Here is a 13,790-nt window from a genome sequence, read left to right as displayed (position 1 = left end):
TGTGCGTTTTTTTTTAATTTTATAATAGACGTCTTATACTTTAGTCGTTAAAAGAGGGGTTTTTATATAAAGCACCATATATTAATAGATAAAATTGGATATGTATTTCGCCAATTTATAGATGGTATGTGTCAAAAAAATCAATCGTTCGTTAAGAACATGATACGATTTGCCACAAAGTTGTAGGTAAAAAAAGCGTATACTAGTGAAATTAAATTAAGTGGCACGATCTTAGATCAGTGCTTAATTTTTATGGTCAAAGTCATTTTAGAAAAGTTAATTGTATAGTTAATTTTTCTAAAAAGATTTGCAAAAAATTGCTCGGTTTTAATCGAGTATAAGGTGAGTGATGATGCCATTGAGGGCGTTGTGATTCATTAATTACCTATGGAGTTTTCTCTCTAGGTAGTATGACGCCCCATGGTCTTGAAGACCTGTTGGGTAAGTAGTGTCATTTTTACCAATTTGACATTATGCATCATGGGTGTGCTTAAAAGGCAGCCTGTAATATTTTTTGCAATAGGAAATGGGTCCACAAATGCAAGAAGTTGCTGACGCATTGCGTCTTGACACTGAACTTTCCGCTGATAGTGCAGCGTATATTGAAGAACTTTACGAGCAGTACCTGACTTCCCCAACCTCCGTCGCTGAGGACTGGCGCCAATATTTCGATAAATATCCAAAGGGTGACCAACCACACAGCGCTGTGCGTGAGCAATTCCTATTACTAGGACGTAATGCTAATCGTGTTCAACCTGTTGTACAAAGTACTGTAAGTACTGAGCATGAGCGTCGTCAAATTGGCGTTTTACAACTTATTGCTGCTTATCGCAATCGCGGACATCAAAAAGCTAAATTAGATCCATTAGGTCTTGCTAAGCGTGAAGATATTCCTGATTTAAATCTTTCAGCACACGGTTTAACCAAATCAGATTTAGATACAGTATTCAATACAGGCAATCTTGAGATTGGCAAGAGCGAAGCAACGCTTGCCGAAATGATTGAAGCAATGGAAGCAATCTATTGTGGTTCAATCGGTGTTGAATACATGCACATCGTGGACACAAAAGAAAAACGTTGGATTCAACAGCGTCTTGAAAGTGCCCGTGGTAAATTCAATTTCTCAAATGATCAAAAGAAAGGCTTCTTAGAGCGTTTAACTGCTGCTGAGGGGCTAGAAAAATATCTCGGTAATAAATACGTCGGTGCTAAACGCTTTGGTGTTGAAGGCGGCGAATCTTTTATTCCTATGGTAAATGAGATTATCCAGCGTGCTGGTGCTGTAGGTTGTAAAGAAGTTGTTATCGGTATGCCACACCGTGGCCGTTTGAACCTTCTTGTTAATATTATGGGTAAAAATCCGGCGGACTTGTTTGGTGAGTTCGAAGGTAAATCACTTCATAAGAAAGGTTCTGGTGACGTTAAATACCACCAAGGTTTCTCAAGTAATGTAATGACTCCAGGTGGTGAAGTTCACTTGGCATTGGCATTTAACCCATCTCACTTGGAAATTGTTGGTCCTGTAGTTGAAGGTTCTGTGCGTGCGCGTCAAGTACGTCGTAGAGACATCGGCGGTGATGACGTATTGCCAGTTATTGTTCATGGTGATGCTGCATTTGCAGGTCAAGGCGTGAACATGGAAACCTTCCAAATGTCACAAACTCGTGGCTATACAGTTGGTGGTACGGTTCATATTATTGTGAATAACCAAGTTGGTTTCACAACTTCTGATCCACGTGATGCTCGTTCTACAGAGTACTGTACAGACGTTGCTAAAATGATTCAGGCACCGATTTTCCATGTAAATGGTGATGATCCTGAAGCTGTTATCTTTGCTACTCAATTAGCACATGATTTCCGTCACGAATTCCGTAAAGATGTTGTTATCGATTTGTTCTGTTATCGCCGTCGTGGTCATAACGAAGCGGATGAGCCATCTGGTACACAACCATTGATGTATCAAGTAATTGCGAAGAAAGCAACTACTCGTACACTTTATGCTGATCAACTTGTACAAGAGAAAGTACTTGATCGTGCTGAAGCTGATCAAATGGTTGAAGATTACCGTTCTGATTTAGAAGCGGGTAATCATGTAGCAAATGCATTGATTCTTGAACCAAATACCAAAATGTTTGTTGATTGGACTCCATATTTGGGCCATGACTATACAGACGATTGGGATACTTCATTTGACTTGAACCGCCTTAAAGAATTAGGCGAGGGCATGAGCAAACTTCCTGAAGGGTTTGTAATGCAGCGTCAGGTTCAAAAAGTAATTGAAGATCGCGTGAAAATGCAAACTGGCGAAACTCCTTTAAACTGGGGTGCAGCAGAAACTTTAGCTTATGCGACTTTATTGGATGAAGACTATCTAGTTCGTATTACTGGTGAAGACGTAGGTCGTGGTACCTTCTCACACCGTCATGCGAAATTGCATAACCAAGTTGATGGTTCAACTTACATTCCTCTTTGTCATGTTAAAGAGAACCAACCACGTTTCGCGATTTACGATTCTTTGTTATCTGAAGAAGCAGTTCTTGCATTTGAATATGGTTACGCAACTACAATTCCTAAGAGCTTAATTATTTGGGAAGCACAATTTGGTGACTTCGTAAACTGTGCTCAGGTTGTGATTGATCAGTTTATTGCTTCTGGTGAGACTAAGTGGGAGCGTGTTTGTGGTTTAACGATGTTGTTACCACATGGTTTCGAAGGTCAAGGTCCAGAGCACTCTTCAGCTCGTTTAGAACGTTTCTTACAGTTATGTGCTGAAGACAACATGCAAGTGATCACTCCAACGACACCTGCACAGATTTTTCATGCATTACGTCGTCAAGCTGTACGCCCAATTCGTAAGCCATTAATCGTAATGTCACCGAAATCTTTACTTCGTCATAAACTTGCGACTTCTACTTTAGAAGAGCTAGCACATGGTTCATTCCAAACTGTAATTGACGAAATCGATCAAATTAACAAGTCAGATGTAACTCGTCTTGTACTTTGTGGCGGTAAAGTTTATTACGACTTACTCGAAAAACGTCGTGAACAAAACTTAACTAATGTTGCAATCGTACGTATTGAACAGTTGTATCCATATCCAGAGCAACGTCTTGCGGAAATCTTGGCTGCTTATCCAAATGTGAAAGAACTCGTTTGGGCACAAGAAGAGCCGAAGAACCAAGGCGCTTGGTTGTTTATCGCACCGCGTTTATATGACGATATCTTAAAATCTGGCAAACAAATCCGTATCAGTTTTGCAGGTCGTGAAGCTTCTGCTGCACCAGCTTGTGGCTCACCGTACTTGCATGCAAAACAACAAGCTCAGCTAATTAATGATGCATTGGCAATCGAAGCTGAACAATCAGGAGATTCTCAATAATGGCAACCGAAATTAAAGCACCGGTATTCCCAGAGTCTGTTGCAGATGGCACCATCGCAACTTGGCATAAAAAGGTGGGTGAACCTGTATCACGTGATGAAGTAATCTGTGATATTGAAACCGACAAAGTTGTTTTAGAAGTTGTTGCTCCTGCAGATGGTAGCTTGGTTGCAATCATTAAAGGTGAAGGCGATACAGTTCTTTCTGACGAAGTTATTGCTCAATTCGAAGCTGGTGCTGGCGCAGCTGCTGCTCCTGCAGCAGTAGAACAAGCAGTTGCTCAAACTCAAGCTGGTGCAGCTCCTGTTGTTGAGCGTACAGAAACTGTGTCTGATCAAGCTCCTGCGGTCCGTAAAGCGTTAACTGAATCTGGTATTGCTGCTTCTGACGTACAAGGTACTGGTCGTGGTGGTCGTATCACTAAAGAAGATGTTGCAAACCATCAAGCTAAACCAGCTGCTAACGTTACTCCGTTAAGCGTTGCTGTTGGCGAGCGTATCGAAAAACGCGTTCCAATGACTCGTTTACGTAAACGTGTTGCTGAGCGTCTTCTTGCAGCTACTCAAGAAACTGCAATGTTAACTACATTTAACGAAGTTAACATGAAGCCAATCATGGAATTGCGTAAGCAATATAAAGATGCTTTCGAAAAACGTCATGGTGCTCGTTTAGGCTTCATGTCATTCTTCGTTAAAGCAGCAACTGAAGCGCTTAAACGTTACCCAGCTGTAAATGCTTCAATTGATGGCGACGATATCGTTTATCACGGTTACTATGACATCGGTGTTGCAGTATCTTCTGATCGTGGTCTTGTTGTACCAGTATTACGTGATACAGACCGTATGAGCTACGCAGAAGTTGAAGCAGGTATTGCTGCTTATGCTGCTAAAGCACGTGATGGTAAATTATCTATCGAAGAAATGACTGGTGGTACTTTCACTATCACTAACGGTGGTACTTTCGGTTCATTGCTTTCAACTCCTATTTTGAACCAGCCGCAAACTGGTATCTTGGGTATGCACAAAATCCAAGAGCGTCCTATGGCGGTAAATGGTCAAGTTGAAATCTTGCCAATGATGTACTTAGCGCTTTCTTACGACCACCGTATGATCGATGGTAAAGAAGCTGTAGGTTTCTTGGTAGCAATCAAAGAATTGTTAGAAGAGCCAGCTAAACTCATCCTTGATCTTTAATTTCTTCGAATAAATACCTACCAGGATAGAGCGTTCCTCTATCTTGGTTTATGGAGATAAAAATGTCTCAACAATTTGATCTTGTTGTCATCGGCGGTGGTCCTGGTGGTTATGAAGCTGCGATTCGTGCTGCTCAACTAGGCTTCAAAGTCGCTTGTATTGAAAAACGTATTCACAACGGTAAGCCTTCTTTAGGTGGTACTTGCTTAAACGTAGGTTGTATCCCTTCTAAAGCTTTGCTTGATTCTTCTCATCGTTATGAAGATACAGTGCATCACTTAGCTGATCACGGTATTACAACTGGTGAAGTGAATTTCGATCTTGCAAAACTTCTTGCTCGTAAAGACAAAATTGTTGACCAATTAACTGGCGGTATCGACCAATTGCTTAAAGGCAACGGTATTGAGTGGTTAAAAGGTACAGGTAAATTACTTGCTGGTAAAAAAGTTGAGTTCGTTTCTCATGAAGGTGAAACTCAAGTTTTAGAACCTAAATACGTGATTCTTGCGTCTGGTTCTGTGCCTGTAAATATTCCTGTAGCTCCTGTAGATCAAGATATTATTGTTGATTCAACTGGCGCATTAAACTTCCCAGAAGTACCTAAGCGTTTAGGTGTAATTGGTGCAGGTGTAATCGGTTTAGAACTTGGTTCAGTATGGCGTCGTCTTGGTGCTGAAGTTGTTGTATTTGAAGCAATGGATGCATTCTTGCCAATGGCTGATAAAGCTTTGGCAAAAGAATACCAAAAGCTTTTAACTAAGCAAGGTCTTGATATTCGCGTTGGTGCTAAAGTTTCTGGCACTGAAGTTAATGGTCGTGAAGTGACTGTTAAATACACTCAAGGTGGCGAAGAAAAAACTCAAACTTTTGACAAATTAATCGTTTGTGTTGGCCGTAAAGCTTATGCAGAAGGTTTATTGGCTGAAGATTCAGGCATTAAATTAACTGAACGTGGTTTAGTTGAAGTAAACGATCACTGTGCAACTTCTGTAGAAGGTGTATATGCGATTGGTGACTTGGTTCGCGGTCCAATGCTTGCTCATAAAGCAATGGAAGAGGGTGTAATGGCTGTTGAACGTATTCACGGTCATGCTGCTCAAGTAAACTATGACACAATCATTTCTGTTATCTATACACACCCTGAAGCGGCGTGGGTTGGTTTAACTGAAGAACAAGCTAAAGAAAAAGGTCATGAAGTAAAAACTGGTCAATTCGGTTTTGCTGTAAATGGTCGTGCTTTAGCTGCTGGTGAAGGTGCAGGTTTTGTTAAGTTCGTTGCTGATGCAAAAACTGACCGTTTATTAGGTATGCATGTGATTGGACCTGCAGCATCTGATATCGTTCACCAAGGTATGATCGCTCTTGAATTTGTATCTTCTGTTGAAGATCTTCAGTTGATGACTTTTGGTCACCCAACATTCTCTGAAGTTGTTCATGAAGCTGCACTTGCTGTAGATGGTCGTGCAATTCACGCGATTCAACGTAAGCGTAAATAAAATTAAAGAGCGGTTTCTCCGCTCTTTTTCACATTCGATGGTGTGATTAAAAAATCATCAAGTTGATAGACGTAGACAGCAATTTGCACATACAACATGAGAATGTTGCGCAAATTGAAGACAACAAACAAAGTTAAGTAGGTAACTAAATGAACTTACATGAGTATCAAGCTAAAGCGTTATTGAAAGAATATGGTATGCCGGTACAAGAAGGTATCTTGGCAACCAATGCAGACGAAGCAGTTGCTGCATTTGAACAGCTTGGTGGTAAATTCGCTGTAATGAAGGCGCAAGTTCATGCTGGTGGTCGTGGTAAGGCTGGTGGCGTTAAAGTTGCAAAATCTAAAGAAGATGTTATCGAATTTGCAAACAATATCATTGGTACTCGTCTTGTAACGTATCAAACAGATGCAAATGGTCAACCAGTAAACAGCATCATTGTTGCTGAAGACGTATATCCAGTTGAGCGTGAGCTTTACTTGGGCGCGGTTGTAGACCGTTCTAGCCGTCGTATTACTTTCATGGCTTCTACAGAAGGTGGTGTAGAAATCGAGAAAGTTGCTGAAGAAACTCCAGAAAAAATTATCAAAGTTGAAGTTGATCCATTAGTTGGCTTACAACCATTCCAAGCACGTGAAGTTGCGTTTGCTTTAGGTTTGAAAGACAAACAAATCGGTCAATTCGTAAAAATCATGACAGCTGCTTACCAAGCATTTGTTGAAAACGATTTTGCTTTATTTGAAATTAACCCGCTTTCTGTTCGTGAAAACGGCGAAATTTTATGTGTAGATGCGAAAGTAGGTATCGACTCTAACGCGCTTTACCGTTTACCTAAAGTTGCTGCTTTACGTGACAAATCTCAAGAGAATGAGCGTGAATTAAAAGCATCTGAATTTGATCTTAACTATGTTGCTTTAGAAGGTAACATCGGTTGTATGGTTAACGGTGCTGGTCTTGCAATGGCAACTATGGACATCATTAAACTTTATGGTGGTCAGCCTGCAAACTTCCTTGACGTTGGTGGCGGTGCAACTAAAGAGCGCGTAATTGAAGCGTTCAAAATCATCCTTGCTGATACATCTGTACAAGGTGTTTTAATTAACATCTTCGGTGGTATCGTACGTTGTGACATGATTGCTGAAGCAATTATTGCAGCGGTTCAAGAAGTAAACGTAACTGTTCCAGTTGTTGTTCGTTTAGAAGGTAACAACGCTGAGTTAGGTGCTAAATTACTTGATGAATCTGGTTTGAAATTAATTTCTGCGAACGGTTTGTCTGATGCCGCAGAAAAAGTTGTAGCTGCAGTTAAAGCGTAAGGGGAGTATCAATCATGAGCGTATTAATTAATAAAGACACTAAAGTATTGGTACAAGGTTTTACTGGTAAAAACGGTACTTTCCACTCTGCACAAGCTTTAGACTACGGTACAAAAGTTGTTGGTGGTGTTACTCCAGGTAAAGGTGGTACAACTCACCTTGACTTACCAGTATTCAACACAATGAAAGAAGCTGTACGTGAAACAAATGCAGATGCATCTGTAATCTATGTACCAGCTCCATTCGTTTTAGACTCAATCGTTGAAGCGGTTGATTCAGGTGTTGGCCTAATCGTTGTGATCACTGAAGGTGTTCCAACAATCGACATGCTTAAAGCAAAACGTTATTTAGAAACTAACGGTAACGGTACTCGTTTAGTTGGTCCTAACTGCCCAGGCGTGATCACTCCGGGTGAATGTAAGATCGGTATTATGCCTGGTCACATCCACCAACCAGGTCGTATTGGTATTATCTCACGTTCAGGTACATTGACTTATGAAGCTGTTGCTCAAACAACTAAGCTTGGTTTAGGTCAGTCTACTTGTATCGGTATTGGTGGTGACCCAATCCCAGGTATGAACCAAATCGAAGCGCTTCAATTGTTCCAAGACGATCCAGATACTGATGCAATCATCATGATCGGTGAGATCGGTGGTACAGCGGAAGAAGAAGCTGCTGAATTCATCAAATCTAACGTGACTAAGCCTGTAGTAGGTTACATCGCTGGTGTAACTGCTCCTAAAGGTAAGCGTATGGGTCACGCTGGTGCGATCATTTCTGGTGGTCAAGGTACTGCTGAAGAGAAATTTGCTGCATTTGAAAAAGCAGGTATGGCTTACACTCGTAGCCCAGCTGAGCTTGGTTCAACTATGTTGCAAGTATTAAAAGAGAAAGGTTTAGTTTAATAGCTACCTTAAATCTTTAAAAAATACCGCATCTGAAAAATGATGCGGTATTTTTTTGCATCATTGAAAAGTAGCATAAAATGAAATGAGAAATAATAACGCTAAAAAGAGACAAAAAAATACGCAATGATTGGGGTGATCATTGCGTAGAACAACGAATCTGTTAAAAACAGTTTCGGCTTAAGGAGAAATGTCGTGAGGTTCATATCAACCTACTTGAGCTATATTAGTGAGGTGTTCATATTTGTTCATTAAGGTTCACGTTAATTAGTGTTACTTCACGTTAAAAGGGTAAGAGCGTGTGAATCATAATAAATATATAGAAATTGTAATAACTTAAATTATTGAATCTAAATGTAATTATGAAAAAAGCCCCGTAGGGCTTTTTGAATTATATTTTGAATCTAAGAATTAGAATTTAAATAAGCCTAAGCCATCTTTAACTTCATCTAAAGTTTGCTGAGTAATGATTCGACATTTATCAGTACCTTGACGTAAAACATCCATAATGTAATCAGGGTCTTTAGCAAGTTCTTCACGGCGCTCACGAATAGGAGTAATTAATTCTTTTAACACACCTTCGAGACGTTTTTTAACAGTACCGTCACCAAGACCACCACGACGGTAATGAGCTTTTAATTCCTCAACTTCTTCTTTGTTTGGATCAAATGCATCTAAGTAAGTAAATACGATGTTTCCTTCAACCTGACCTGGATCTTCGATACGAAGATGATTTGGGTCAGTGTACATTGCGTTTACAGCTTTTTTAATGTCTTTGTCAGAAGCATTTAAAACAATGGTATTACCTAATGACTTAGACATTTTTGCTTTACCATCAAAACCAGGTAAACGAGCCATATTAGAAAGCAACGCTTTACATTCAGGTAAAAGGTCTTGACCAATTTGACGGTTTACACGACGCACGATTTCATTCGTTTGCTCAATCATTGGAATCTGATCTTCACCTACTGGTACTACAGTTGCTTTAAAAGCCGTAATATCAGCCGCCTGTGCAACAGGATAGCAAAGGAAGCCCGCAGGAATGTCACGTTCAAAACCGCGCATTTGAATTTCAGATTTAATAGTCGGGTTACGTTCTAAACGAGCCACAGTTACAAAGTTAAGATATAGCATTGTAAGTTCATTCAGTGCTGGTAAACATGACTGAACACAAATAGTTGTTTTAGTCGGATCAATACCAACAGCTAAATAATCTAGAGCAACTTCTAAAATGTTACGACGTACTTTATCTGGGTTATCTGCATTATCTGTTAATGCTTGTGCATCTGCTAATAAGAGGTGTTGATGGTGGCTATCCTGTAAACCTACACGTGAACGCAAAGAACCGACAAAATGCCCAAGGTGAAGTTGTCCGGTTGGGCGGTCGCCTGTCAAAATAATTGGACGCTGATCAACATTACTCATTATTTATTCCACTATCGTATTGGCTTAATCAGGGATAGTAAGCCCTGTAATATAAAAGATTGACATTATTGTACGGGAAATAAATTTTTTTCGTCAGCGATTGGTTAAACTTTCTTAAAATAATATTGTGAATTTATTCAGTAAAATTACAGAAAACGGAATATTTCATCTTACAATAGCTAGATAAATACAAACCTGGATAAGAAATGGCAAGTGGCTTACTTTTATTACTAGATGATATTGCAACAATTTTAGATGATGTCGCTTTAATGAGCAAAATGGCAGCAAAGAAAACTGCCGGTGTTTTAGGTGATGATTTGGCTTTAAATGCACAACAGGTAACAGGTGTACGTGCAGATCGTGAATTGCCTATCGTATGGAAGGTTGCCAAAGGTTCTTTAGTTAATAAGCTTATTTTAGTACCTTTAGCTTTATTAATTAGTGTTATCGCACCGTGGCTGATTAACCCTTTATTGATGCTAGGTGGTTTATTTCTATGTTATGAAGGTGTTGAAAAAGTTCTTCATACAATTATGCATAGAAAAGCTTCAACCTCTGAGGAAGCAGAAAAAGAATTTAACAATGAAGAGCTGGATCTGGCTACTTTTGAAAAAGAGAAAGTAAAAGGAGCTATTCGAACTGACTTTATTTTATCTGCTGAAATTGTTGTTATTTCTTTAGGAACGGTTGCTACGGCGGCTTTAATAACAAAAATAAGTGTACTTAGCATTATTGCTGTTGTGATGACACTAGGTGTTTATGGCTTGGTTGGTGTGATTGTTAAGATTGATGATTTAGGATTATATTTAACAAAACAGGCTGCTTCTTTTAAACAAACTCTAGGACGTGGTTTACTTGCTTTTGCTCCTCTTTTAATGAAGCTACTTTCTATTGTTGGAACTATTGCAATGTTTTTAGTAGGTGGAGGGATTATTAACCATACAATTCCTTTACTTCATCATATTACTGATAGTACCGTCGATCATGTAGAGAATATACCCGCAGTAGGCAATATTATTGGAGCTTTAACACCGACATTAATGAACTTTGCGATTGGTATGATTGCTGGGGCGGTTGTGTTGCTAGTGGTGAGTTTAATACAGAAAATGTGGCCAAAAGCTTCTGACTAATCAGGCCATTTAATAAGAAGAGGGACGTTATGCGCTGGAGAGATCGTAGAGTCAGTACCAATGTTGAGGACCGTCGAGGTGGGGGCGGTGTTAAAGCAGGTGGTATTAGTATTATTGGTTTGGTCGTGGCATTTGTCGCATGGAAATTTTTTGGCGTTGATCCGCAAATGGCTTATCAGGCAACACAGCAGGTTACTGCTTCACAACAATCAAATGCAACCTCACCAGAAAGTTTAACACCTGAGCAAAAAGAAGCATCGGATTTTGTGGGAACTGTATTAGCTGATACAGAAGATACGTGGACACCTATATTTAAGCAATTAGGGAAAACTTACACGCCACCAAAGTTAGTTTTATTTAGTGGAATGACTCGCTCAGGTTGTGGTACCGCTCAATCTGCTATGGGACCTTTTTATTGCCCAGCTGACCAAAAAGTTTATATTGATACCGAATTCTTTAAAGATATGCGCGAGCAAATGGGGATTTCGGGTGAGCAAAATAAATCAGAGCTTTCTCGCCAAGATCAGGCAGGGGATTTTGCCCAAGCCTATGTTGTTGCGCATGAAGTAGGCCATCATGTTCAAACCTTGCTTGGTATTTCATCTCAAGTGCAACAAGCTCGTTCGCAAGTCAGCCAAAGAGAGGGTAACCAATTATCTGTTCGACAAGAGTTACAAGCTGACTGTTTAGCAGGTATATGGGCAAATCATAATCAACAACGTACTCAGTTTTTAGAGTCTGGTGATGTTGAAGAAGCAATGGATGCAGCTCAAAAAATTGGTGATGACTATTTGCAAAAACGTGCGACAGGACAAGTTGTACCTGATAGTTTTACGCATGGTACGAGTGAACAGCGGATGCATTGGTTTCAAGTGGGCTTAAAGTCCGGTGATATCAACCAATGTGATACTTTTAATAATCCTATCTAATGTTAAAGATGAGTTTATTAAAACACTTTAAATAAGCTCATCTTTTAATACCCCAACTTCATAATTAATGTTAAGAAATTTAACTGATCGATAGAATGATTAAAGTAATTCGTTAAACTTATATTCCAACTTTTAACTGTTTAGGCCCTTATAAGGTGCCTACTTCCTCATTCTGTTCAGTTTAGCTGTCTAGGTTTTTTATTTGGTCATTGACCCAGAAGAAGGGTATTCATGGGTAATTTTTTCTTATTACAAGCACTTACAGTTGTATTTGCTTTATCAATTGCAACGACTATATTCAATAAGCGTATTTTAGGCTTTCCTCAAGCTATTGGCGTGCCTCTTGTTTCTGCAATCTTTGTCTTCATTTTGCAATGGGGAGCTAGTCTCTTAAATGGTAATCAGTTCATTACCATTAATATTCACAATATTGAAGAAGCAGTACGTCATATCGATTTTTATGACTTTTTAATTAATGGCGTCATTTGTTTTATTCTGACATCTTCTGCACTGAAATTTAAAATTTCAGACTTAAGAAGTTATTGGCGACAAATTAGTATTCTAGCGACTATTGCACTAGTTATCTGCGCCGTATTGTTTGGTGGCTTACTTTACGGCTTCCAATTACTGGTTGGCCATCATGTACCAATTTTAGTTCTTCTATTATTAGGCGCGGCATTGGGAGCAACTGACCCGATCGGTATTAAAGGTGTTTTAAGTTCGATTCGTGCGCCCCATCATTTAATTGTCAAATTAGAAGGCGAATCTTTATTTAACGATGCAATGTGTATTGCACTATTTATGACATTGCTGAACGTTTTACAAGGTGAACATTTTTCGTTAGTTGCGACTTTAGAAGCTTTACTTTATGAAATTGTGGTTGCTGTCGGTATTGGATGGGCATTCGGTATAGGAACATTACGTCTATTACGTGGCAAACACGAAATGGAGTCCCTGATTCTAACAACTGCCTTACTTGCTAGCGGAGCATATTTAGTTGCTTTGTTTGCTCACGCTTCTGCTCCGATTGCTTGTGTGATTGGCGGTTTAATCGTTGGTAATAAATGGAAAGAAATCCGTGAAGAGCGTGAGATTAGAGAAGTTAATCATTTTTGGCATACAGTAGAAGGAATTATCAATTCATTCTTATTCACTTTAATTGGTCTTGAGCTATTTATTCTTGATTTGAATTTTAGCCTGATCTTAGGGGGAATAGTTGCTTTCTTTATTTTGCATATTTCTCGCTTTGCAGCAAATTTTATGTCTTTTGCTTTCTTCCCAACAATGCGTAAAACCAAAAGCTACAATGGTAGTTTAACTATCTTATCTTGGGGTGGCGTACGAGGCGGGATTTCACTTGCTTTAATTCTGGCTGTTGCAAATATTCCAGCACTTAGTCCTTATAGTAGTATTCTTATTGGATATACCTTTATTAGTGTACTGTTATCTGGTGTGGTGTGTGGTCTTGGTCTACCGGCAGTAATGAACGCATTTTATTACAACCCTAATGAAGAAACCGAAGGACTTAAAGGCTTTTACCAAAAGTTATGTCACAAAATGAATCGCCGTGGCTTTCAATATATTGTAGGAGAAGATGCGTTAGGAAGAGAAACTATTACTATCTTTAACCCTGATGTTATTGTTGATCAAAAAACAGAAGATGGTATTGCAACTATGCATGACCCTAATAAGTTACAAGAAGTAAAACGTTTTGAGAGTCCAGATAATTTTTAACTTAACTTAAAAATCTTTTTAATTAGTATTAAAAAATTAGGCTTTAGTGTAATAGTAAAATATTATCTGAAGCCATTTTTTTCTATATATATCATTATTAATATATTTTATTTTATTGAGATATTAAAAATTGTTATATAAAAAATTAAATTAAAATAGTTTTCAATAAATTTTCAATAATAAAAAATTAAATTTGTTTTATATATAAAACAGTTGCTAGTTATTTTTCGTAATTTATAAGAATAAGAACGAGAATTTTATTTATATAAAATTTGTATTAATT

9 protein-coding genes and 1 pseudogene are annotated in these 13,790 nt (G+C 38.8%); 9 read left to right on the top strand and 1 reads right to left on the bottom strand.

All coding sequences use genetic code 11. From position 1 onward, the window contains the following. The first annotated feature begins 252 nt into the window (after positions 1-252). The 6 genes and pseudogenes from ABLC00_RS14745 (at position 253) to sucD (ending at position 8,289) form a co-directional block, all read left to right on the top strand. Positions 253-381: pseudogene (locus ABLC00_RS14745) on the top strand (hypothetical protein). Between the two features lie 157 nt (positions 382-538). Next, the gene (locus tag ABLC00_RS14740; RefSeq protein ID WP_004885492.1) at positions 539-3,379 is read left to right on the top strand and encodes a 2-oxoglutarate dehydrogenase E1 component; all 2,841 of its coding nucleotides are present in this window, start codon (positions 539-541) and stop codon (positions 3,377-3,379) included. Next, a complete protein-coding gene (odhB, locus tag ABLC00_RS14735; RefSeq protein ID WP_002051292.1) occupies positions 3,379-4,572 on the top strand; it encodes a 2-oxoglutarate dehydrogenase complex dihydrolipoyllysine-residue succinyltransferase in 1,194 nt (397 codons plus the stop codon). The genes ABLC00_RS14740 and odhB overlap by 1 nt, the downstream gene beginning before the upstream one ends. Before the next feature lie 62 nt (positions 4,573-4,634). Continuing rightward, on the top strand, positions 4,635-6,068 hold the full coding sequence (gene lpdA / locus ABLC00_RS14730; protein WP_002051272.1) for a dihydrolipoyl dehydrogenase: 1,434 nt from the start codon (positions 4,635-4,637) through the stop codon (positions 6,066-6,068). 149 nt (positions 6,069-6,217) lie between these two features. After that, a complete protein-coding gene (gene sucC, locus ABLC00_RS14725) occupies positions 6,218-7,384 on the top strand; it encodes an ADP-forming succinate--CoA ligase subunit beta (protein WP_001048573.1) in 1,167 nt (388 codons plus the stop codon). A 14-nt stretch (positions 7,385-7,398) separates the two neighbouring features. Beyond that, positions 7,399-8,289, top strand: a complete 891-nt coding sequence (gene sucD / locus ABLC00_RS14720; protein ID WP_002051332.1) for a succinate--CoA ligase subunit alpha — start codon at positions 7,399-7,401, stop codon at positions 8,287-8,289. A gap of 411 nt (positions 8,290-8,700) precedes the next feature. Here sucD and trpS read toward each other — a convergent pair whose 3' ends face one another. Then, entirely contained in the window at positions 8,701-9,714 is a 1,014-nt protein-coding gene (gene trpS / locus ABLC00_RS14715; RefSeq protein ID WP_000072941.1) for a tryptophan--tRNA ligase, read from the bottom strand. Positions 9,715-9,920: 206 nt separating this feature from the next. Here trpS and ABLC00_RS14710 point away from each other — a divergent pair, with 206 nt between their 5' ends. The 3 genes from ABLC00_RS14710 to ABLC00_RS14700 all read left to right on the top strand — a co-directional run bounded on the left by ABLC00_RS14710 (position 9,921) and on the right by ABLC00_RS14700 (position 13,507). Further along, a complete protein-coding gene (locus ABLC00_RS14710) occupies positions 9,921-10,844 on the top strand; it encodes a DUF808 domain-containing protein (RefSeq protein ID WP_004885495.1) in 924 nt (307 codons plus the stop codon). Between the two features lie 29 nt (positions 10,845-10,873). Further along, positions 10,874-11,773 carry a neutral zinc metallopeptidase gene (locus tag ABLC00_RS14705; protein WP_004885498.1) on the top strand — a complete coding sequence of 300 codons (900 nt, stop codon included), beginning with the start codon at positions 10,874-10,876 and terminating at the stop codon, positions 11,771-11,773. A 231-nt stretch (positions 11,774-12,004) separates the two neighbouring features. Beyond that, positions 12,005-13,507, top strand: coding sequence for a sodium:proton antiporter (locus tag ABLC00_RS14700; RefSeq protein ID WP_002051161.1), 1,503 nt, complete (start codon positions 12,005-12,007; stop codon positions 13,505-13,507). Positions 13,508-13,790 lie beyond the last annotated feature (283 nt).

Origin of the sequence: Acinetobacter nosocomialis (assembly GCF_041021905.1) — a bacterium.
Taxonomy (GTDB): domain Bacteria; phylum Pseudomonadota; class Gammaproteobacteria; order Pseudomonadales; family Moraxellaceae; genus Acinetobacter; species Acinetobacter nosocomialis.
The sequence above is the reverse complement of the archived record's forward strand: the minus strand, read 5'-3'. Positions and strand labels throughout refer to the sequence as shown.

Excerpts from the sequence above, each read along its gene's own strand:
- ABLC00_RS14740 (WP_004885492.1), top strand. The coding sequence starts at position 539 with ATGCAAGAAGTTGCTGACGCATTGCGTCTTGACACTGAACTTTCCGCT.
- odhB (WP_002051292.1), top strand. The coding sequence starts at position 3,379 with ATGGCAACCGAAATTAAAGCACCGGTATTCCCAGAGTCTGTTGCAGAT.
- lpdA (WP_002051272.1), top strand. The coding sequence starts at position 4,635 with ATGTCTCAACAATTTGATCTTGTTGTCATCGGCGGTGGTCCTGGTGGT.
- sucC (WP_001048573.1), top strand. The coding sequence starts at position 6,218 with ATGAACTTACATGAGTATCAAGCTAAAGCGTTATTGAAAGAATATGGT.
- sucD (WP_002051332.1), top strand. The coding sequence starts at position 7,399 with ATGAGCGTATTAATTAATAAAGACACTAAAGTATTGGTACAAGGTTTT.
- trpS (WP_000072941.1), bottom strand. The coding sequence starts at position 9,714 with ATGAGTAATGTTGATCAGCGTCCAATTATTTTGACAGGCGACCGCCCA.
- ABLC00_RS14710 (WP_004885495.1), top strand. The coding sequence starts at position 9,921 with ATGGCAAGTGGCTTACTTTTATTACTAGATGATATTGCAACAATTTTA.
- ABLC00_RS14705 (WP_004885498.1), top strand. The coding sequence starts at position 10,874 with ATGCGCTGGAGAGATCGTAGAGTCAGTACCAATGTTGAGGACCGTCGA.
- ABLC00_RS14700 (WP_002051161.1), top strand. The coding sequence starts at position 12,005 with ATGGGTAATTTTTTCTTATTACAAGCACTTACAGTTGTATTTGCTTTA.